General features: G+C 65.3%; 21 protein-coding genes. 14 read left to right on the top strand and 7 right to left on the bottom strand.

Going from position 1 to position 18,361, the window contains the following annotated elements:
- Positions 1-398 precede the first annotated feature (398 nt).
- The 3 genes from LGM71_RS23130 to LGM71_RS23120 form a co-directional block, all read right to left on the bottom strand.
- On the bottom strand, positions 399-713 hold the full coding sequence (locus tag LGM71_RS23130) for a hypothetical protein (RefSeq protein ID WP_059602377.1): 315 nt from the start codon (positions 711-713) through the stop codon (positions 399-401).
- A 205-nt stretch (positions 714-918) separates the two neighbouring features.
- Positions 919-1,302 (bottom strand): type II toxin-antitoxin system VapC family toxin, encoded by a 384-nt coding sequence (locus LGM71_RS23125; protein WP_226116539.1) that lies wholly within the window; start codon positions 1,300-1,302, stop codon positions 919-921.
- The gene (locus LGM71_RS23120; protein ID WP_174912129.1) at positions 1,299-1,505 is read right to left on the bottom strand and encodes a type II toxin-antitoxin system VapB family antitoxin; all 207 of its coding nucleotides are present in this window, start codon (positions 1,503-1,505) and stop codon (positions 1,299-1,301) included. The genes LGM71_RS23125 and LGM71_RS23120 overlap by 4 nt, the downstream gene beginning before the upstream one ends.
- Before the next feature lie 523 nt (positions 1,506-2,028).
- On the opposite strand from LGM71_RS23120, the gene LGM71_RS23115 reads away from it, so the two are divergent.
- Positions 2,029-2,688: a carbonic anhydrase gene (locus LGM71_RS23115; protein WP_124628873.1), complete on the top strand. Its 660-nt coding sequence runs from the start codon at positions 2,029-2,031 to the stop codon at positions 2,686-2,688.
- A 281-nt stretch (positions 2,689-2,969) separates the two neighbouring features.
- On the opposite strand, the gene LGM71_RS23110 is transcribed toward LGM71_RS23115, so the two are convergent.
- A complete protein-coding gene (locus tag LGM71_RS23110; RefSeq protein WP_226116537.1) occupies positions 2,970-3,539 on the bottom strand; it encodes a lipocalin family protein in 570 nt (189 codons plus the stop codon).
- Positions 3,540-3,790: 251 nt separating this feature from the next.
- Here LGM71_RS23110 and LGM71_RS23105 point away from each other — a divergent pair, with 251 nt between their 5' ends.
- The 13 genes from LGM71_RS23105 to LGM71_RS23045 all read left to right on the top strand — a co-directional run bounded on the left by LGM71_RS23105 (position 3,791) and on the right by LGM71_RS23045 (position 15,175).
- Positions 3,791-4,402, top strand: a complete 612-nt coding sequence (locus LGM71_RS23105; RefSeq protein ID WP_059608031.1) for a sigma-70 family RNA polymerase sigma factor — start codon at positions 3,791-3,793, stop codon at positions 4,400-4,402.
- On the top strand, positions 4,399-5,133 hold the full coding sequence (locus LGM71_RS23100; protein ID WP_151049144.1) for an anti-sigma factor domain-containing protein: 735 nt from the start codon (positions 4,399-4,401) through the stop codon (positions 5,131-5,133). The genes LGM71_RS23105 and LGM71_RS23100 overlap by 4 nt, the downstream gene beginning before the upstream one ends.
- Before the next feature lie 151 nt (positions 5,134-5,284).
- Positions 5,285-6,118, top strand: a complete 834-nt coding sequence (locus LGM71_RS23095; protein ID WP_226116535.1) for a DUF1295 domain-containing protein — start codon at positions 5,285-5,287, stop codon at positions 6,116-6,118.
- Positions 6,115-7,215 carry an SAM-dependent methyltransferase gene (locus LGM71_RS23090; protein ID WP_226116534.1) on the top strand — a complete coding sequence of 367 codons (1,101 nt, stop codon included), beginning with the start codon at positions 6,115-6,117 and terminating at the stop codon, positions 7,213-7,215. Before LGM71_RS23095 ends, LGM71_RS23090 begins: the two co-directional genes overlap by 4 nt.
- Complete coding sequence (locus LGM71_RS23085; RefSeq protein WP_226116532.1) at positions 7,212-7,832, top strand: lipocalin family protein; 621 nt, start codon at positions 7,212-7,214, stop codon at positions 7,830-7,832. Before LGM71_RS23090 ends, LGM71_RS23085 begins: the two co-directional genes overlap by 4 nt.
- 92 nt (positions 7,833-7,924) lie before the next feature.
- On the top strand, positions 7,925-9,229 hold the full coding sequence (locus LGM71_RS23080) for an NAD(P)/FAD-dependent oxidoreductase (RefSeq protein ID WP_226116530.1): 1,305 nt from the start codon (positions 7,925-7,927) through the stop codon (positions 9,227-9,229).
- Positions 9,226-10,080: a DUF1365 domain-containing protein gene (locus LGM71_RS23075; RefSeq protein WP_124906394.1), complete on the top strand. Its 855-nt coding sequence runs from the start codon at positions 9,226-9,228 to the stop codon at positions 10,078-10,080. Before LGM71_RS23080 ends, LGM71_RS23075 begins: the two co-directional genes overlap by 4 nt.
- A complete protein-coding gene (locus tag LGM71_RS23070; RefSeq protein ID WP_226116528.1) occupies positions 10,077-11,294 on the top strand; it encodes an SAM-dependent methyltransferase in 1,218 nt (405 codons plus the stop codon). Before LGM71_RS23075 ends, LGM71_RS23070 begins: the two co-directional genes overlap by 4 nt.
- 1 nt (position 11,295) lies before the next feature.
- Positions 11,296-11,823, top strand: a complete 528-nt coding sequence (locus LGM71_RS23065; protein ID WP_226116526.1) for a chalcone isomerase family protein — start codon at positions 11,296-11,298, stop codon at positions 11,821-11,823.
- Between the two features lie 109 nt (positions 11,824-11,932).
- Positions 11,933-12,103 (top strand): DUF2256 domain-containing protein, encoded by a 171-nt coding sequence (locus LGM71_RS23060; protein ID WP_082729517.1) that lies wholly within the window; start codon positions 11,933-11,935, stop codon positions 12,101-12,103.
- 793 nt (positions 12,104-12,896) lie between these two features.
- Positions 12,897-13,487, top strand: coding sequence for a hypothetical protein (locus LGM71_RS23055; protein ID WP_226116524.1), 591 nt, complete (start codon positions 12,897-12,899; stop codon positions 13,485-13,487).
- A gap of 135 nt (positions 13,488-13,622) precedes the next feature.
- Entirely contained in the window at positions 13,623-14,354 is a 732-nt protein-coding gene (folE, locus tag LGM71_RS23050; RefSeq protein WP_059608020.1) for a GTP cyclohydrolase I, read from the top strand.
- Positions 14,355-14,470: 116 nt separating this feature from the next.
- Positions 14,471-15,175 carry a sigma-70 family RNA polymerase sigma factor gene (locus LGM71_RS23045; protein ID WP_124906404.1) on the top strand — a complete coding sequence of 235 codons (705 nt, stop codon included), beginning with the start codon at positions 14,471-14,473 and terminating at the stop codon, positions 15,173-15,175.
- A gap of 311 nt (positions 15,176-15,486) precedes the next feature.
- Here the strand turns inward: LGM71_RS23045 and LGM71_RS23040 are convergent, their stop codons facing one another.
- Genes LGM71_RS23040 through sdhD form a run of 3 tightly spaced genes read right to left on the bottom strand, consistent with a single transcriptional unit; the run spans position 15,487 to position 18,357 of the window.
- Positions 15,487-16,188, bottom strand: a complete 702-nt coding sequence (locus tag LGM71_RS23040; protein WP_175868011.1) for a succinate dehydrogenase iron-sulfur subunit — start codon at positions 16,186-16,188, stop codon at positions 15,487-15,489.
- Positions 16,189-16,209: 21 nt separating this feature from the next.
- A complete protein-coding gene (gene sdhA, locus LGM71_RS23035) occupies positions 16,210-17,985 on the bottom strand; it encodes a succinate dehydrogenase flavoprotein subunit (protein WP_151052550.1) in 1,776 nt (591 codons plus the stop codon).
- Between the two features lie 3 nt (positions 17,986-17,988).
- On the bottom strand, positions 17,989-18,357 hold the full coding sequence (sdhD, locus tag LGM71_RS23030; RefSeq protein WP_226116522.1) for a succinate dehydrogenase, hydrophobic membrane anchor protein: 369 nt from the start codon (positions 18,355-18,357) through the stop codon (positions 17,989-17,991).
- Positions 18,358-18,361 lie beyond the last annotated feature (4 nt).

Raw genomic sequence — 18,361 nt, 5'->3', positions numbered from 1 at the left:
GGGACGGTACGATCGACAGCGTCAACGACGTGCGATCTGTCCACGAGAGATGGTTCACCGAGATCTGGTTGCCAGTGTCAGTGCTCGAGTTCCATACGGCGCGTCATGGAGCCACATGGTTCGCATTCCTCTTCGATTTTACATAAGCTAAATCGTCGATGGGGCGCACGTCCCCGTGGTGGCCTGGATGCAACGTGCAGGGAAAGATGGCGAACACGTCTCGGTACCCTGTCGCGGCCCACGGCAGCTCCCCCTGTTTTAGTAGCTGCGCAGCTCGATTCAGTCCGAAGTGTGGTTCCAACTCGACGCATGTGTATTGGAAAGCGTGCGCAGGATATTCGCACCCCGGCCTCAAGAACAGGAGCAACTCTTCCGTTGGCTTCCGTTCCGACCACCTTTTACGCGTCTTTCAGCCAGGGCATTTCCACGGGTGACACGACCAGTTGCCGGAATTCGCGTTTCAGATCGAAGATGAACCCGACCAGGATCATGGAGTCGGCGTAAGGAATCGGAAAGACCTGCGGATTCTCCGGAGTCCGCAGGGGGCGCTCGGGCGTGTCCGCTGTCGCCGCGGCATTCTCGCGAACGCTTTCCAGTTCGTCCGCCATGGCCAGGCCACCGACTTTCAGCACACGGCTACGCAGGTCGCTGAAGGGTTCGATGCGCGCGGCGTCTTCGTGGTATTCGGGTACTTCGTAAACGAACCAGGACATTTTGATCTCACATGAGAAGGGGCGATATTCTAACGCTGCGCGAGAATCTGCCGAAAATCGGCCATGTTGTGTGATGGCCGTGGTCGCTGCGGGGCAGGCTATAGGGGCGATTACGATCCGCTGCCTGCATTGTGGCCGTCTAGCGCTTGCTAGTGCGAGCAAAGGAATTTGGTGGCATCACTGCAGAAGCCGGCAACTGCTTCGCTCAATGCAGGTCTGGCTGTAGGTAGTGAACCCCGAATTGCTCCGCCAGTTGCACGAGCCGACGATCGCGCGTCCAGAGCTTAGTGCTCGGGGTCAGCAGCACCGACGCCAGCAGCGTGCAATCCACCGCACCGCATCCGCGCCCATACAGCTGTTCCCGCTCAATCCAGTCCGCTACCTCGCCTGGCGTCGCGAGGCGCGTTTGGCGCAATAGCGCGAGATATCCTAGGGTTCGGGCCCGCGGTTCGGGCGGCGTCCCGCACGTGAGCTCGAGCATCACTAATGGATGCGTCAAGACATCATCGACGCGCAGCAGCTGGATAAGCGCCGGTAGCGGTCGCCGGAAATGCTCGACCCAGACGGACGTGTCGACCAGAACACTCATCGGGCGGCTGCCTCCGGGTTGCGGCGCGGAACATCCGGCATGTCGGGCGCGCTACCGCCAAGCGCGGCAAGGCGTTGGCCGGCCTGGACACGCACGAACGTTTCTAGTGCAGCCCGAAACAGGTCGGCCGGCGACATACCCGGCTCGGCAAGTTCGAGTGCGCGCGCATACAGAGTGTCGTCGACGGTGACGGTGGTACGCATGATGGCTCCTTTGATGTCGTTTCGCATCAATTTTAGCATCAACTCGCCGGCGGTCCAGTCGTTGATAAATGAATTAATGGTCTGTCTGAAATGGGGCCGTGACGCTTGCGCGAGCGAGAGTCGACTACGGAGGCGGGAGCGGTTGTCGAAATTCGTCACGGCGTTGCAGGCGCGCGCATAGGCGTGGTCTCGTTCTGCATGGTCAACGCGCTGCGCGACCATCCGTGCGCAAGTGACTTTTAAGCAACGACTCGGGGCAACAAAGCGTGTGAGTTGCAGTCGTTGCGCCGGCGCCGTATGCGTCGGCCAAGACCGGGCTCGTAGATGGTGTTTTCTTGTGACCATAAAAAATCGATAGTCAGCATTATGTCAAGTTGAACTGCTATTCGCCCCCGTACCTGGGTGGGTCTCGCGCGATGCTGCGCACCATACCCACGCTCGCCGGACATGCATTATGATGCTCGCCGCGCAGGCGTACCTGCCGCTACTGCGCTGATCATTCGACTGAAGTTCTGGAGCGAGCATGCAAGACATCATCGACGGTTTTCTGCGTTTTCAGCGCGACATCTACCCGCAACGTGAGGCGCTTTTCAAACAACTCGCGACGTCACAGAACCCCAAGGCGCTGTTCGTCACGTGCTCCGACAGCCGAGTCGTACCTGAGCTGCTCACTCAGCGCGAGCCGGGCGAACTGTTCGTGATCCGCAATGCGGGCAATATCGTGCCGTCGTACGGCCCGGAACCTGGCGGCGTGTCGGCCACCGTGGAATACGCGGTCGCCGTTCTCGGCGTTCGGGATATCGTGATCTGCGGCCACTCCGATTGCGGTGCGATGGGCGCGATTTCGCGCTGCACCTGCCTCGATCATCTGCCGGCCGTCGCGAACTGGCTGCGTCATGCCGATTCCGCGAAAGTCATCAACGCCGCGCATGAATACGACTCGCCGCGCGCGAAGCTCGACGGGCTCGTGCGCGAAAACGTGATCGCGCAGCTTGCCAACCTGCGCACTCACCCTTCCGTCGCGCTTGCGCTGGAGCAAGGACGCCTGAATCTGCACGGCTGGGTCTACGACATCGAGACAGGCGGCATCGACGCGCTGGACGGCACCACCCGACATTTTGTCCCGCTGGCCGAGTCGCCCGCGGTGGTCGCGGTGAACTCGCGCAATCGCGGACAGGTCTAGCCCCCGACCGGTTCGCGCCCGGTATCGGGCGCGAACACAACGCCCCGATGAACAGAACGGGTACGCAGGCGCCGGTTGCATCGATCAGCCCCGCGCGTGTCTTGCGCCGTCGAGGCTGACGCCGTTTCGCGTGACGTGCATCGAGCAACGTCACGCGACTTCGGTCTTCGACCAGCCTCTCCGCTTCCTCTCCTTCGCAACCGTCATCGGCACGGCGCATACGGAACGCGGCGTTGCCCGCACCTAATGAGGCCGCGCATGCCGGTTGCAGTGTGGTCGCCCTAATGCGCAGTGCGCAGCAGCATCGTCGTGTCGTAACCGAGCGTCCGGACCCGCTCAACAAGCGCCGCGGCCTGTTCAGCGGAGGGCTTCGCGTCGCGCGTCAGGATCCACAGGAACCGACCCGACGGTTCACCGACGATCGACCATGAATAGTCGTCGGCGTGATCGAGCACCCAGTAATCGCCGAAAAAGAAAGGCCCGAAGAACGACACTTTCAGCTTTGCATTGCCGCTATCGGCCACGATCTTTGCGCGCCCGTCGGAGGTTCGCGCGCGGCCGTCCGGTCGACCTTCGTGGCAGGTATTGCGCACGCCGATGAGACCGTCTTCCCGCTTCGCATATTCGGCCGTCACCCCGGCGCAGCCGCGCTCGAACCGGTTCTCGTAGCGCGCGAACTCGTACCATCGGCCGACGTAGCGATCGAGATCAACGGTTCTCGCGGGCTGCGGAACATGCGCATTGCCGCTCGGTCCGCCGGCCAGGCCTGCGCATCCCGCGAGCAGGAGTGCTGCGCCCGCAACGATCACACTCGCCGTCCGCAGCGGTCTACCAAGGGTACTTCGCTTCATTCAATGGCTCTCCAGGCACGAAACCCGGCCATTGTGCACCCAACCAACGGTGGGCTGCAGCATCCGCCGAATGTCGCGGCTGCCTGCATCCCCGTGTGCGAGTCGCTCGTATCTGGCTGAGGGTCTCACAACGCGCGTCGCCCGGCACAACGTGCAGCGGGTCGGCCGCAGATCGTTCAATCAAAATGCGTCCGACAGTGCTATATTTCGCTCGACATTCACACCATGGCGATCCGCGCCACCCACTTCGCATGAGCGACACGCCGAACGGTGCCAAAGGTTTCGACCAGTCAGCCCCTTCGCGCGACGCCGATGCGGATGTCGCGCGCCGCGAACATCTGAATAGGGTGATGCTTCAGGCAGCAGCCGGCGATCAGGCGGCTTTCGCGGAGTTGTACCGGCTGACCGCGTCGCGCGTGTTCGGAACAATCGTACGCATGCTTCACGATCACGGGGAAGCCGAGGATCTCCTCCAGGAGGTCTACACGACCGCGTGGCGACGCATCGAAGCGTTCGACCCGGCGCGCGGCGGCGCGATGACGTGGCTGATCACGCTGGCGCGCAACAGGACGATCGACCGTTTGCGGCAGCATCGCGACGCGCAGCTCGACGACGAACAGGTGCTGGAGCTTCCCGACGAGGATCCGACGCCCGCCGCGCTGGCGGAGGCGACGCAGGAGCGCCAGCGCCTCGAGCGCTGCCTGGCGCAACTCGATCCGCAGCAAGGCCGCGCGGTGCGCGAGGCCTTCTTCAGCGGTGCGACCTACAGTGAGCTGGCAGCGCGGCTGCGCGTGCCGCTCGGAACCATGAAGAGCTGGATCCGGCGCAGCCTGATGCAGCTGAAGGTGTGCCTGGAGCAATGAATACGCCGGCCGATCACGATTCCGAATTGCGCTGCGCAGAATACGCCCTCGGCGTGCTCGACGCAGACGCACGCCGCGAGCTGGAGCAGTCCGCCGCTCGCGATCCGGCGTTGCAAGCCACGCTCGATCGCTGGCAGCGCCGCCTCGCCCCGCTCGCGGACGACGTCACGCCCGTCGACCCGCCCGCGCGAATCTGGACGAGGATCCAGCACGACCTGGGCTTCATCCCGCCGCCGCGCGCACGCCGCTCCGCGCCAGCCGGCGGCTGGTGGAACAGCCTGCCATTGTGGCGCTGGGTCGGCATTGGCGCGAGCGCGGCGGCGCTGGGGCTGCTCACGGTCAATGTGATCCGGGTGGGCGAAGCGCCGCAGCGCCCCGCTGCCGTCGACAGCAGCTACATGGCGGCCACGCTCGCACAAGCGGATGGCGTTGCACGATGGACCGCCACGGTCGACTTGCGCCGTGCCCGGATGGTCGTGGTGCCCGCGAACACGCCGCCGGTCGCCGCGGATCGCTCGACGGAACTGTGGCTGATCCCGCCGAATGCGAAGCCGATCTCACTCGGCGTATTCGCGTCGAACGCACCGGCGTCGATGACGCTGCCGCAAGCGATCGTCGCGCAACTCGGTGCACGCGCGGTGCTCGCCGTGTCGCTCGAGCCTCGCGGCGGCTCGCCGAGCGGCCAACCCACCGGGCCTGTGCTCGCCACCGGCTCGATGCACATCGCCTGACGCGTGCAACGCGCGCTCAACGCGTAAAGCGCGGCAGCGTGCCGCCCGTTGCTTTCACGCTCGACGGGATCGCGCCGCATCTCGTCGCATCCGGTTGCATCCGTTCGGTCTCCGGCTCCGTATAAGGGGATATCGCGTCCCCGGAGCCCGTATGCCCGCCGTCGCCGTTGCCCTCCTCGCCTTCGTCGGACTGATCGTGTCCTTCACGGCAGTGTGGATTACCCAATTGCATTCCCGGAACGCCGGGATGATCGATCCGGTCTGGGCCGCGACGCTCGGCTGCGTAGCCATGTTCGTCGCCGTGCTGGCAACCGGCTCGGAACTGAATCGCGCGCTCGTGGCCGCCGGTGGCGGCATCTGGGGGCTGCGACTCGCGCGGCACCTGTGGCGGCGCAATCGCGGGCAGCCGGAGGACCCGCGCTATCGACAGTTCCGCCTGCAGTGGGGCGACGCAGCGCCGCGCAACATGTTCTGGCTGTTCCAGTTGCAAGCGTTGATCTCCATGTTGCTGTCGCTCGCGTTCTTCATCCCCGCATACAGTGCGCAAGCCCCGTCCCGGTTCGCGATTGCAGCGGCAGTCGCGATCTGGATCGCCGCCGTCGCCGGAGAGACTGCCGCCGACCGGCAACTCAAGCGGTTCCTCGCGAATCCCGACCACGGCGGCCAGGTCTGTCGCGTCGGATGGTGGCGCTATTCGCGGCACCCGAACTATTTTTTCGAGTGCGTGCACTGGCTCGCCTACACGGCCCTGGCGATCGGAATGCCGTGGGGCTGGCTGACGCTGATGCCGCCCATCCTGATGGCATGGTTGCTGCTCAAGGTATCCGGCTTGCCGCTGCTCGAAGCGCGTCTGGTGCAAACCCGGCCGGGCTACCGCGAGTACATGCGCACGACCAGCGCCATCGTTCCGTGGCCACCGGGGCCGGCGCGCAGCCCTTCCCCCACTCGACCCGATCACCCTGAAGACCGGAGCACGCGATCATGACCGCTACCACCTCGCAACCGTCGCCGGCCTCGATGGCTGTACCCAACGACGCCTGGCTGATTCGCTACTGCGAGCGCGGCTGGCTGCCGGACCGGCTGATCCGGACCGGAATGCGCGCGCTCATGCGGCAACGCCTGCGCGCCGAGCACGCGTATGACGGCGAACGGCGCGCGGCGGCCCTCGACGCACTGGTGCGCGAACTGGGCGCGAGCCCGATCGCAATCGAGACGCACGCGGCGAACACGCAGCATTACGAGGTGCCCGGCAGCTTCTTCGAGGCCCATCTCGGCCCGCGGCTCAAATATTCGTGCGGCCATTACCCGCGTGGCAACGAAACGCTGGCGCAGGCAGAGGAGGCAATGCTTGCGTTGTACGCGCAGCGCGCCGAGCTGGCGGACGGCCAGCGCATTCTCGACCTGGGATGCGGCTGGGGTTCGCTGTCGCTATGGCTCGCCGAGCGGTATCCGGCGGCGCAGATCGTCGGCCTGTCGAACTCGCACGGTCAACGCCACTTCATCGAGCAATGCGCGGCGCGGCGCGGGCTGACGAATCTGCGAATCGTGACCGGCAACGTGGTGGAGTTCGACTTCGGTCCCGAGGACGCCGGTTTCGACCGCGTGCTCTCGATCGAGATGTTCGAGCATATGAAGAACTACGGGCAACTGCTCGCGAAAATCTCGCGCTGGATGCACGACGACGGCAAGCTCTTCGTGCACATCTTCGCGCACAAGCTACTCGCCTATCACTTCGCGGTGCGCGACGACACCGACTGGATGTCGCGCCATTTCTTCACGGGCGGGACGATGCCGTCGGCCGATCTGCTGCTGCGGTTCCAGGACGACGTGCGCATCGCCCGCCAATGGTGGCTCGACGGCACTCATTACGCCCGCACGGCCAATCAGTGGCTCGCGTCGCTCGACGCGGCGCGCCACCGGGTCATGCCGATTCTCGAAACGGTCTACGGCGCCGACGCCCGCATCTGGTTCCAGCGCTGGCGGATGTTCTACATGGCTGTCGCCGAGCTGTTCGGCTATGCCGACGGACAGGAATGGGGCGTCGCCCACTACCTGTTCGACAAGCGCCGGGGGCGTGCATGAGGGCCGCCCTGTTGCACCGGGTTCTCCGCCGCGTCGCCGTCACGTTCGCGACGGCGCTTGCGATCGGGGCCGCCGGCTGCTCGGGCAGCCCGCCGAACCCGAATCCGCGCGCCGCCGTTCCGCTGTCGACCGTGCCCGTCGACTTGCCGCGCTACATGGGTCGCTGGTACGTAATCGCCAACATCCCGTATTTCGCGGAGCGCGACTTCGTCGGCAGCCGGGCCGAGTGGAGCCTGCGCGAAGACGGCCGGATCGACGACGCATTCGTCGGCCGCAAAGGCGGCTTCGACCAGCCCGAGAAGCACTATCGGTTCGTCGACTCCGTCAAGCCCGGCAGCGGCGGTGGCGAATGGCGCGTGCGGCTGTTCTGGCCTGTGTATGTCACGCAACTGACGCTCTACGTCGACCCCGACTACCGGTACACGATCCTCGGCTACCCGGGCAAGACGCTCGGCTGGATCTTCTCGCGCGAGCCGACGATGGACGAGGCCACCTATCGCTCGCTGCTCGCCCGGCTCGATGCGATGGGTTACGACACGTCGCGCTTCAGGCGGGTGCCGCAAACACCGGACCAGATCGGCAAGCCGGGCTTCGCATCGCCCGGCGAACGCGAATGAAGGCAGCAACTGCATCCGCAGCGTGCCGTGGCTCGTATATCCGCACATGTCATTCCCGAACCTGCTCTTGTGATTGACGGAGACCATTCGCGATGCACCCGGAACTCTCAGTGTCGCTGCCTGGCCGGCGTATCGCCGTCGTCGGCGCCGGCATCGCGGGCCTTGCCAGCGCGTACCTGCTTGCTCGCCGTCACCGCGTGACGCTGTTCGAGGCTGCCGACTATCTCGGCGGTCACACGCACACGGTCGACGTCGACCTCGACGGCGCACGCCACCCCGTCGACACGGGATTCCTCGTGTTCAACGACCGGACCTATCCGAACCTGATCGCGCTGTTCGACGAACTGGGCGTGGCCGCCCATTCGACCGACATGTCGTTTTCGGTTTCGGTCGACGGCGGCCGGCTCGAATGGGCCGGCAGCAACCTGAACACGGTATTCGCGCAACGCCGCAACCTGTTCTCGCCGACTTTTCTCGGGATGTTGCGCGACATCCTGCGCTTCAACGCGTCCGCGCACGATCACCTCGAATCGGCGAACCGGGAGCGCCTTTCGGTCGGGGAACTGCTCACGGCCGGCGGCTACGGCGCATCGTTCCAGCATCACTACCTGCTGCCGATGGCGGCCGCGATCTGGTCGAGCGCGGCCAACGACATCCTGCGGTTTCCGGCGGCGACGTTCCTGCGCTTCTGCCTCAATCACGCGTTGTTGCAGGTCAACAACCGGCCGCCGTGGCGGACGGTCCCGGGCGGCGCGCGCCGGTACGTCGAGCGCATCGCAGCGACGCTCGACGACGTGCGCTTGAATACGCCGGTCCGCGCGATACGGCGCGACGACGCGGGCGTGACCGTGGTCACCGACACGGCCGGTCACGAGCGGTTCGACGCGGTCGTGCTGGCTTGCCATGCGCCGACCAGCCTGCGGCTGCTCGCGGATGCCAGCGACGCCGAGCGCGAGGTGCTGGGCGCCGTGCGCTATCAGCACAACGTCGCGGTGCTGCATACCGATACGGCGTTGCTGCCGCGCCGCCGACGCGTGTGGTCGGCGTGGAACTACCTGAGCGGCCGGCCGGGGCGCAGCGGTGGCGAGTCGCCCGTGTGCGTGAGCTACCTGCTCAACCAGTTGCAGCCGCTGCCGTTCCGCTCGCCGGTCGTCGTCACGCTGAATCCGGTCGACGAGCCCGCCCCCGGCACGCAGCTCGGCCGCTACGATTACGAGCATCCGCTGCTCGACCTCGCGGCCGTCGACGCCCAGCAACGTCTGCCGGCACTGCAAGGGCCGCGTCATACGTGGTTCGCGGGAGCGTGGACGGGCTACGGCTTTCACGAGGACGGACTGAAGTCCGCGTTGCGCGTCGCCCGCGACTTCGGTGTCGCTCCGGCCTGGGCCAAGCCATGAGCGTGCCCTTTGGCCGCGACGGCACGGCCGCCCGGCTTCTCGTCGGCAACGTGATGCATGAACGGCTGCGGCCCGTGCGCCATGCGTTCACGTATCCGGTCTTCCAGGTCTGCTGCGACGTCGAACGGCTGGACGAGATCGATGGCAACTGGTTCGGTATCGATCGCTGGCGCCCGCTCGGACTCGCGTTGCGTGACTACGGCCCGCGCGACGGCCGCGCGCTCGGCCCGTGGATGCGCGATGTCCTTGCGCACGCCGGCATTCCCGCCGACGGCCCGATCTGGCTGCAGACGATTCCGCGCATCTTCGGCTACGCGTTCAACCCGGTGAGCTTCTGGTACTGCTACGACCGCGCGGGCCGGCTTCGCGCGCTGTACGCCGATGTGCGCAACACGTTCGGTGCGCACCACGGCTACCTGATGAGTGCGATGCACCACGCGCCGATCGACGCCGACACCGTGCTCGTCTGCCGCAAGACGTTTCATGTCTCGCCGTTTTGCGACGTTGTCGGAGATTACGCGTTTCGCGTGCGTCAGCGCGGCGATCACCTCAGCGTGGCGATCGACTATCGCGACGACGACGGTCTGCTGCTGCGCACGGCAATCGGCATGCGGTCCGCGCCGCTGACGGCGGCACGCGCGTGGCGCGCGCTGGCCCGGCAGCCGCTGAACGCGATCAACGTCGTCATTCGCATTCATTGGCAAGCGCTGCGGCTGTGGCTCGCGCGCGTGCCGTTCTATGGCAAGACGCCCCCCGGCCGTTCTGCCGCTGCAGATTCGCCATTGTCCCGTTCACCGGGCGCGTCGCCACGCGGCCGCTCGGCGATGTCCGATCACGAGGCTCGTCCATGACCTTGCTGCGCCTGCTGTCTCCCGCATCGCAACCGGCGATGCCGCTCTCGGCCCGGTTGTTCATCGCGCTGCTACGACAAATCCGCGACGGTCACCTGACGCTTGTAACGCCCGAAGGCGCGCAGCATGTGTTCGGCGATCCGCACTGCCAGCCGGCTGCGACGCTGCAGGTCCGCGACTGGCGGGCGTGCCGTGCGATCCTGCGCGCGGGCGACATCGGATTCGCGGAAGCGTATCGCGCCGGCTGGATCGACACGCCCGAACTCGTCGCGCTGCTGCGCCTCGCGATCCGCAATCAGCCGGTGATCGCGAAGACGGTGACCGGCGGCCGCCTGGCACGCGTCTGGTACGCGCTGCGTCACCGGCTGAGGATGAATACGCGGGCCGGCAGCCGCCGCAACATCCACGCGCACTACGATCTCGGCAACGACTTTTACGGGTTGTGGCTCGACGACACGTGGACGTATTCGAGCGCATGCTTCGACGGCGACGCGCAGCGTTCGCTCGCCGACGCGCAAACGGCGAAGTATCAGCGCATCGTCGATTCGCTCGGCCTGCGCGCGGGCATGCGCGTGCTCGAGATCGGGTGCGGCTGGGGCGGCTTCGCCGTGCATGCCGCACGGCAGGGCATCCGCGTGCATGGCGTCACCATCTCGCAGGCGCAATACACACTGGCCCGCGAGCGCATCGCGCGCGCCGGGCTGTCCGATCGGGTCACGCTCGAATTGCGCGACTATCGCGACGTCGACGGCCAATACGATGCGATCGTGTCGATCGAGATGTTCGAGGCCGTGGGCGAAACGTTCTGGCCGGTGTATTTCGACACGCTCAGGCAGCGCCTGAAGCCCGGTGCTCGCGCGCTGATTCAATCGATCACGATCGTCGAGTCGCAATTCGAGGCCTACCGCGCGTCGAGCGACTTCATCCGCGAGTTCATCTTTCCCGGCGGGATGCTGCCGAGCCCGGAGCGCTTCGTCGATGCCGCGCGGCGGGCCGGCCTGGCCGCCGAGCCGGTGCTCGCGTTCGGCGACGACTACGCACGGACGCTGCGCACATGGCGGGCTACGTTCGAGGCACGCATCGACTCGGTGCGCGCGCAACGGTTCGACGAGACGTTCATTCGCACCTGGCGCCTCTATCTCGCCTATTGCGAAGCGGGATTTGCCGAGCGGCGAACCGACGTGATGCATTTCGTCGTGTCGTCGGGCGGCTGACATGAGGCGCCGGCTTGCGTTGCTTGCCGCTGCCGCGGCGCTGGCTGCACCGCTGTACGCCGGCGCGAGCTGCGTCGACGATATCGCATCGGCGCGACTGATCGGATCCGGCCGGTTCTGCATACTGGGCATCTGTCTGTACGACGCTCAGCTTTGGGCGCCCCGGTCTCCCGGCGCGTTCGACACGCCGTTTGCGTTGTCGCTGGCCTACCGTCACGACGTGAAAGGCGAGCGGCTCGTCTCGACGGGCATGGACGAGATCGAGCGCCTCGCACCCGCGCCGTTGCCGGCTGCGACACTCGATGCATGGCGCCGCGATATCGAACGGGCGTTTACCGACGTATCGCGCGGCGACGTGCTTTGCGGCGTGTATTTTCCCGAGCGCGGCGCACGCTTCTACACCAACGGCCGCCTCACGGCCGACGTGACCGACCCGGCGTTCGCGCGCGCGTTCTTCGCGATCTGGCTCGACCCGCGCACGCGGGCAAAATCGTTGCGCCGTCAGCTGCTGGGCGACGATGCGCGCTGATTCGATGGTGAGCGATGGTTAGCGGCGGTGACCGGTGCATCGTATCGATGCCGACAGCATCGATCGACGGGACAGTTCGCCAGTGATCCTTCTCTACGCGTGATTCGCGATGGCCAACAAGACGCACTTGCCTGACAAGATATGCGAGACCTGCGGCTTGCCTTTCAGCTGGAGAAAGAAATGGAAGGCGGTCTGGGGCGAAGTCCGATATTGCTCGGAGCGTTGCCGCCGGAATCGGCGGTCGCCCTCCGGCATGAAGACGAACGCTTCGCGTCGTTGAATTCGCATTGATGAGCCGATCGCGAGCAGCGCGCGGGTCCGGGTAGCGCTTCGAAGCGCCGAGACGGAATGCTCGCCCTGCTTCGGTTCACCGGGATCGATCGGCGCCGGTGGGCGCAGGCGTGCTCGTCAGCGCGGCCCATCTACCCTTCCCCACGGCCCTCTGGTTTGGAGCATACATGGTCGCCTCCAGGCGATTCACTCCACCCCGCATCAGCTTGTATGACGCTTGCGTGAAAGCGCGGTCATGTTCGCTTGCGCGAACAGCCGTGTTCCGACGCGTTGACGCACAAAAGTGAGACAAGATGGATGCGCGCATTGAATTTGCACACTTATAGGCGCACATTGTGGCCCGTCTAGGCATCAAATTGCTGCAAATTCGATGACGTCGAAAGGCGTTTCGCGCGCATTATTTCTATGCAACTCCCTCCTCGTAATGAGCGTTAGTGCACTGATAACGCCATTTTCCGACCCTGACTGGACGCTTGACGCAAAAATTTCCGGTACAAATTATTCTATGAGTCGAGGTTCTGCTTCACTTTCCCGAAAATTTGCATACAATCCCAGCTGTGACGCATCAATCGACCGAGGGAGGCCCCGTGCCAACACGCAATCACGACATCAAGCCGCGCCGGTTCCCGGCCTGTCCGGCTTCATTGATGGCGCGCGTGGCCGTCGCCACGGCACGCAGCCCGTCACACCAGCCCGGTGCGGCGCCTGGCCGGCCGGTTGCATCGCGCTTGCGGGTCGCCGCGCAGCAACGCGGCCATCGCTGTCGGTGCCGCTCGCCGCACGTGACCGACCGGTGTTCAAGCGCCGGTCTGAACGGCGCACTGCCTGAACGGCGATCGAACACCATCGCGGCTGGCGCGTGCCCGACGCTGCTCGTCACGGGCGGCCTGACTGCATCCGACGAAACGGTCGAGCGAGTCGGCCTGCACGTCAGCGAGCGTGTCGAATCGGTGTCGCGGGCGCTGCGGCAGCCCGGCCTCGATGTCGACGCCCTGATCGCCGAGGTCTCGTCGTTGCACGTGGATCTGGCGAATCAGTTCGTGTCGCTGGCGCAGGCGCGCCGTGTCCGCGCGGCCGCAATCGTCTATGAGTACGGCAGTGCGCAAGCCCTCTCGGTGGTTCGCCTTGCAGGCTTCCACCTGTTTCGCTCGGTCGGCGGCCGCATCGACGAGGCGCTCGTGCTGGCGAAGCTGCAACAATCCGTCGCCCTCACGTTCGCGGCGAAGCCGGCGGAGAACGACCCGATATTGCGGTTCCTCCGCGACGTCGACGGCTGGGCCCCGGCAACGCCGATGGGTCCGTCGTGCGCGATCAGAGCCGGATCTCCGGTGACGCTGCCGGGTCGCCATGCACGCCGGTGCGCGCGCAGGTGAGCGTCACCCGGTGGATGCGTCGTCGAAATGGCGGCAGCGTCCACACGGTTTTTACCCACGGAACACAAGTCAATCATCGCATCGTCTCAGTCGTGATCCATCGCAGCACCACCTAACCTCGAGAAACGAACCGAAATGGGAAATCTGATCGACGCTCCCGAGCACACCTTGACTGCGATCGACGAGGGCATCCCTCTGTCGCACATCATTCGTCGTCGGCTTGAGAACGCGGGCGCGCGCTTCCATGCAAACGACAACATCGCCGCGCACCTGCGCGACGGCGAGTTGGATGCGTTGCAAAACGAAGTCGCGCAGGGAATGGAAGCCGTGCTGCGCTCGCTCGTGATCGACGTCGACAACGACCACAACACCCGCGAAACCGCGCGGCGCGTCGCGAAGATGTTCATCCGTGAAGTGTTCGCAGGCCGCTACGACGCGGCGCCGTCCGTCACCGAGTTCCCGAACGTCGAGCGGCTGGACGAGTTGCTGATCGTCGGGCCGCTGCGCGTGCGCAGCGCCTGCTCGCATCATCTTTGCCCGATCATGGGCCGCATCTGGATCGGCGTGCTGCCCAGCGCCACGTCGAATCTGATCGGCCTGTCGAAGTATGGAAGGCTGGTGAACTGGGTCATGACGCGCCCGCAGATCCAGGAAGAAGCGGTCAAGCAGATTGCCGACCTCCTCGAATCCCGCATCTCGCCCGACGGGCTTGCCGTCGTGCTCGAGGCCGAGCACTTCTGCATGCATTGGCGCGGCACCAAGGATGACCAGGCAAAAATGACCAACAGCGTGATGCGCGGAAAATTTCTCGCGGACGCGTCGCTTCGCCGAGAGTTTCTCGCCTTGTTGTCCGGAAAGAATGCGTAAAGCGCGCGGCAGGCATTCGCGACGAATGCGCCGGCGCCGTGCTTGGTCATGATCCGCGTCCGCTCGTCACCGCGGGCGCGCAACAGCAGGAAGCTCAAAGCCATGCGGAGTTCCCGATGAACTGGTCGCACGATTCACTCCGCCCGTCCGCCGGCCAGGGTCGATCGACGACGCTGCAGTCAGGCAGGCAGCAGCGCCGGGGCGCGTCCCGCGGGAGGTCACGCCCGGGCGGCAGAACCGAATTCACCGCCGATGCGGTCGTTCAGCCCGATGAAGCCTCCGACGCGCATGCGGAACTCGACCAATTGCTGTCGCGCGTCGCCGCCGGCGACGAGCACGCGTTCGCGCAGTTGTATCGATTGACTGCGGCGCGGCTGTATGGCGCGATCGTCCGGATGATCCGCGACCGCCATGAAGCGGAAGACCTGCTTCAGGACGTGTTCACGACGGCGTGGCGTCGTGCCGATTCATTCGACGCCAGACGCGGCACGGCGATGACATGGCTGATGACGCTCGCGCGCAATCGGACCATCGACCGGATCAGGCAGCACCGCGAGGTGCCGCTCGATGACGAGCTGGCGCTGTCGATCCCAGATGAAAGCCCGACACCCGACCTCGGCGCGCAGGCGAGCCAAGAGCGCCAGCGTCTGGAGCGCGGGCTCGCGCATCTGGGCGAGCGGCAGGCGTATGTGCTGCGGGAAGCGTTTCACAGCGGCGCATCGTATGCGGAGCTGGCCGAGCGCATGCAGGTGCCGCTCGGCACGATGAAGAGCTGGATTCGCCGCAGCCTGATGCGACTCAAAATCTATCTCGAGCAATGAGCGGGCGAGTCACTTCTCGGGTCGATCGCGTTGCGCGAGGCGGACCGAGCGACGGCTGCGATCCGCGCAGCCGTTGAATCGATATTTGTAGCGGTGGGAGCCGAGTATTGCGCGCAAGTTCGCCGATCCTTCGAGGATCGGAAACGTGCCGTCACCATTGCGCGCCGTGTGGATAACGAACGATCGTCAATCGAGCGGCAACATGCCCGGGCAACATGCGCCCGGCGATCGTAGCGCAGATGCGCATGTGTACCCCACCCGAGCCGAGAGCGCCCATCGACACCCCCCGCTCTTTCACGCGCATCGAGATCTCATAGCGCGCGACGAACCATCAGTTCCTTGATCTTGCCGATCGCCTTCGTCGGGTTCAAGCCCTTCGGGCAAACGTCGACGCAGTTCATGATCGTGTGGCAACGGAACAGACGGTACGGGTCTTCCAGGTTGTCGAGGCGCTCGCCGGTGGCCGTGTCGCGGCTGTCCGCGATGAAGCGGTAAGCCTGCAGCAGGCCGGCCGGGCCGACGAACTTGTCCGGGTTCCACCAGAAGCTCGGGCACGACGTCGAGCAGCTCGCGCACAGAATGCACTCGTACACGCCGTCGAGCTCGTCGCGCTCTTCCGGCGACTGGAGACGCTCCTTCTCCGGCGGCGGCGCGTCGTTGATCAGGTACGGCTTGATCGAGTGATACTGGTTGAAGAAGTGCGTCATGTCGACGATCAGGTCGCGCACGACGGGCAGGCCCGGCAGCGGACGCAGCACGATCTTCTGCGGCAGGTCGTTCAGGTTCGTCAGGCACGCCAGACCGTTCTTGCCGTTGATGTTCATCGCGTCCGAGCCGCACACGCCTTCGCGGCACGAGCGGCGGAACGACAGCGTCTCGTCCACGGCCTTCAGCTTGACCAGTGCGTCGAGCAGCATGCGCTCATGCTGGATCTCGAGCTCGTACGTCTGCATGCGCGGCGCCGCGTCCTTGTCCGGATCGTAGCGGTAGACTTCAAAAATGCGTTTTGCCATTTCGGATTCCTTTGACTCGGCTTAGAACGTGCGCGGCTTCGGCGGCACGGAGTCGACCGTCAGCGGCTTCATTTGAACCGGCTTGTAGTCGAGGCGATCGCCTTCGCTGTACCACAGCGTGTGGCGCAGCCAGTTGTCGTCGTCGCGGTGTTCGTAATCGCTGTGGGCGTGCGCGCCGCGGCTTTCCTTGCGCGCTTCCGCCGACACCATCGTCGCGCGCGCGACTTCGATCAGGTTCTCCAGCTCGAGCGCTTCGACGCGCGCGGTGTTGAACACCTTCGACTTGTCCTTCAGGTGGATGTTTTCCACGCGCGCCTTCAGGCCGGCCATCTGATCAACGCCTTCCTTCAGCAGTGCCGACGTGCGGAACACGCCTGCGTGCTTCTGCATCGTCGCGCGGATGTCGTTGGCGACGTCCTGCGTGTACTCGCCCGAGGCCGACTTGTCGAGCTTGTTCAGACGCGCCAGCGAGAATTCGCCTGCATCGGCCGGCAGCGGCTTGTGTTCCTTCTGGTTCTTCACGTGCTCGACGATGTGGTTGCCGGCCGCACGGCCGAACACCACGAGGTCCAGCAGCGAGTTCGTGCCGAGGCGGTTCGCGCCGTGCACGGACACGCACGAGCACTCGCCCACTGCGTAGAAGCCGTTGACCGGATCCTTGTGGCCGCGCGACGTGCCGACGACCTGACCATGGATGTTGGTCGGGATGCCGCCCATCTGGTAGTGGATCGTCGGGACGACCGGGATCGGTTCCTTGATCGCATCGACGTTCGCGAACTTCAGCGCGATTTCGCGGATCGACGGCAGACGCTTCATGATCGTCTCGGCGCCGATGTGCGACAGGTCGAGCAGCACGTGGTCCTTGTTCGGACCGACGCCGCGGCCTTCCTTGATTTCCTGGTCCATCGAACGCGACACGAAGTCACGCGGCGCCAGATCCTTCAGCGTCGGGGCGTAGCGTTCCATGAAGCGCTCGCCGTTCGCGTTGCGCAGGATGCCGCCTTCGCCGCGCACGCCTTCGGTGATCAGCACGCCCGCGCCGGCCACGCCGGTCGGGTGGAACTGCCAGAACTCCATGTCCTGCAGCGCGATGCCCGAGCGCGCGGCCATGCCGAGGCCGTCGCCGGTGTTGATGAACGCGTTGGTCGACGCCGCGAAGATCCGGCCTGCGCCGCCCGTCGCGAACAGCGTCGTCTTGCCTTCCATGATGTAGACGTCGCCCGTCTCCATCTCGAGGGCCGTCACGCCGAGCACGTCGCCTTCCGCGTCGCGGATCAGGTCGAGCGCCATCCATTCGACGAAGAACTGCGTCTTCGCCTCGACGTTCTGCTGGTACAGCGTGTGCAGCAGCGCGTGACCGGTACGGTCGGCGGCCGCGCAAGCGCGCTGGACCGGCTTCTCGCCGTAGTTCGCGGTGTGGCCGCCGAACGGACGCTGGTAGATCGTGCCGTCCGCGTTACGGTCGAACGGCATGCCGAAGTGTTCCAGTTCGTACACGACGTTCGGTGCTTCGCGGCACATGAACTCGATCGCGTCCTGGTCGCCGAGCCAGTCGGAACCCTTGATCGTGTCGTAGAAGTGGAAGTGCCAGTTGTCTTCGCTCATGTTGCCGAGCGACGCGCCGATGCCGCCCTGTGCGGCCACCGTGTGCGAACGGGTCGGGAACACCTTCGACAGCACGCCGACCGACAGGCCCGCGCGCGACAGTTGCAGCGCTGCGCGCAAGCCCGAGCCGCCCGCGCCGACGATCACCACGTCGAACTTGCGGCGCGGCAGGGAAGTTTTGATTGCAGCCATTCTTTACACTCTCCAGAGAATCTGCGCGGCGTAGCCCGCACATGCGAGCAGCCAGACGATGGTCAGCGATTGCAGCAGCAGGCGCACACCGACGGGCTTCACGTAGTCCATCCAGATGTCGCGCACGCCGACCCATGCGTGGTAGAAGAGGGAAAGCAGCGTCACGAAGGTCGCGAGCTTCATCCATTGCGCGGAGAAGATCGATGCCCAGCCTTCGTACGAGAAGTCGTGCGCGCCGAAGAACAGGACGAGCAGAATGACCGTGTAGACCGTCATGATCGTGGCGGTGACGCGCTGCGCGAGCCAGTCGCGCAGGCCGTAGTGAGCGCCGACGACGAGGCGCTTCGAGCCGATTCGGTTATTGGCTGCCATTTTC

It is taken from the genome of Burkholderia sp. AU33545, assembly GCF_020419685.1.
GTDB classification, from domain to species: Bacteria; Pseudomonadota; Gammaproteobacteria; order Burkholderiales; family Burkholderiaceae; genus Burkholderia; species Burkholderia diffusa.
The sequence above is the reverse complement of the archived record's forward strand: the minus strand, read 5'-3'. Positions and strand labels throughout refer to the sequence as shown.

Bases quoted from the DNA above. Each gene is read 5' to 3' on its own strand.
- LGM71_RS23040 (WP_175868011.1), bottom strand. From the start codon at position 16,188: ATGGCAAAACGCATTTTTGAAGTCTACCGCTACGATCCGGACAAGGAC.
- LGM71_RS23105 (WP_059608031.1), top strand. From the start codon at position 3,791: ATGAGCGACACGCCGAACGGTGCCAAAGGTTTCGACCAGTCAGCCCCT.
- LGM71_RS23065 (WP_226116526.1), top strand. From the start codon at position 11,296: ATGAGGCGCCGGCTTGCGTTGCTTGCCGCTGCCGCGGCGCTGGCTGCA.
- sdhA (WP_151052550.1), bottom strand. From the start codon at position 17,985: ATGGCTGCAATCAAAACTTCCCTGCCGCGCCGCAAGTTCGACGTGGTG.
- LGM71_RS23090 (WP_226116534.1), top strand. From the start codon at position 6,115: ATGACCGCTACCACCTCGCAACCGTCGCCGGCCTCGATGGCTGTACCC.
- LGM71_RS23120 (WP_174912129.1), bottom strand. From the start codon at position 1,505: ATGCGTACCACCGTCACCGTCGACGACACTCTGTATGCGCGCGCACTC.
- LGM71_RS23085 (WP_226116532.1), top strand. From the start codon at position 7,212: ATGAGGGCCGCCCTGTTGCACCGGGTTCTCCGCCGCGTCGCCGTCACG.
- LGM71_RS23045 (WP_124906404.1), top strand. From the start codon at position 14,471: ATGAACTGGTCGCACGATTCACTCCGCCCGTCCGCCGGCCAGGGTCGA.
- LGM71_RS23080 (WP_226116530.1), top strand. From the start codon at position 7,925: ATGCACCCGGAACTCTCAGTGTCGCTGCCTGGCCGGCGTATCGCCGTC.
- LGM71_RS23100 (WP_151049144.1), top strand. From the start codon at position 4,399: ATGAATACGCCGGCCGATCACGATTCCGAATTGCGCTGCGCAGAATAC.
- LGM71_RS23075 (WP_124906394.1), top strand. From the start codon at position 9,226: ATGAGCGTGCCCTTTGGCCGCGACGGCACGGCCGCCCGGCTTCTCGTC.
- LGM71_RS23070 (WP_226116528.1), top strand. From the start codon at position 10,077: ATGACCTTGCTGCGCCTGCTGTCTCCCGCATCGCAACCGGCGATGCCG.
- LGM71_RS23095 (WP_226116535.1), top strand. From the start codon at position 5,285: ATGCCCGCCGTCGCCGTTGCCCTCCTCGCCTTCGTCGGACTGATCGTG.
- folE (WP_059608020.1), top strand. From the start codon at position 13,623: ATGGGAAATCTGATCGACGCTCCCGAGCACACCTTGACTGCGATCGAC.
- LGM71_RS23125 (WP_226116539.1), bottom strand. From the start codon at position 1,302: ATGAGTGTTCTGGTCGACACGTCCGTCTGGGTCGAGCATTTCCGGCGA.
- LGM71_RS23115 (WP_124628873.1), top strand. From the start codon at position 2,029: ATGCAAGACATCATCGACGGTTTTCTGCGTTTTCAGCGCGACATCTAC.
- LGM71_RS23130 (WP_059602377.1), bottom strand. From the start codon at position 713: ATGTCCTGGTTCGTTTACGAAGTACCCGAATACCACGAAGACGCCGCG.
- sdhD (WP_226116522.1), bottom strand. From the start codon at position 18,357: ATGGCAGCCAATAACCGAATCGGCTCGAAGCGCCTCGTCGTCGGCGCT.
- LGM71_RS23060 (WP_082729517.1), top strand. From the start codon at position 11,933: ATGGCCAACAAGACGCACTTGCCTGACAAGATATGCGAGACCTGCGGC.
- LGM71_RS23110 (WP_226116537.1), bottom strand. From the start codon at position 3,539: ATGAAGCGAAGTACCCTTGGTAGACCGCTGCGGACGGCGAGTGTGATC.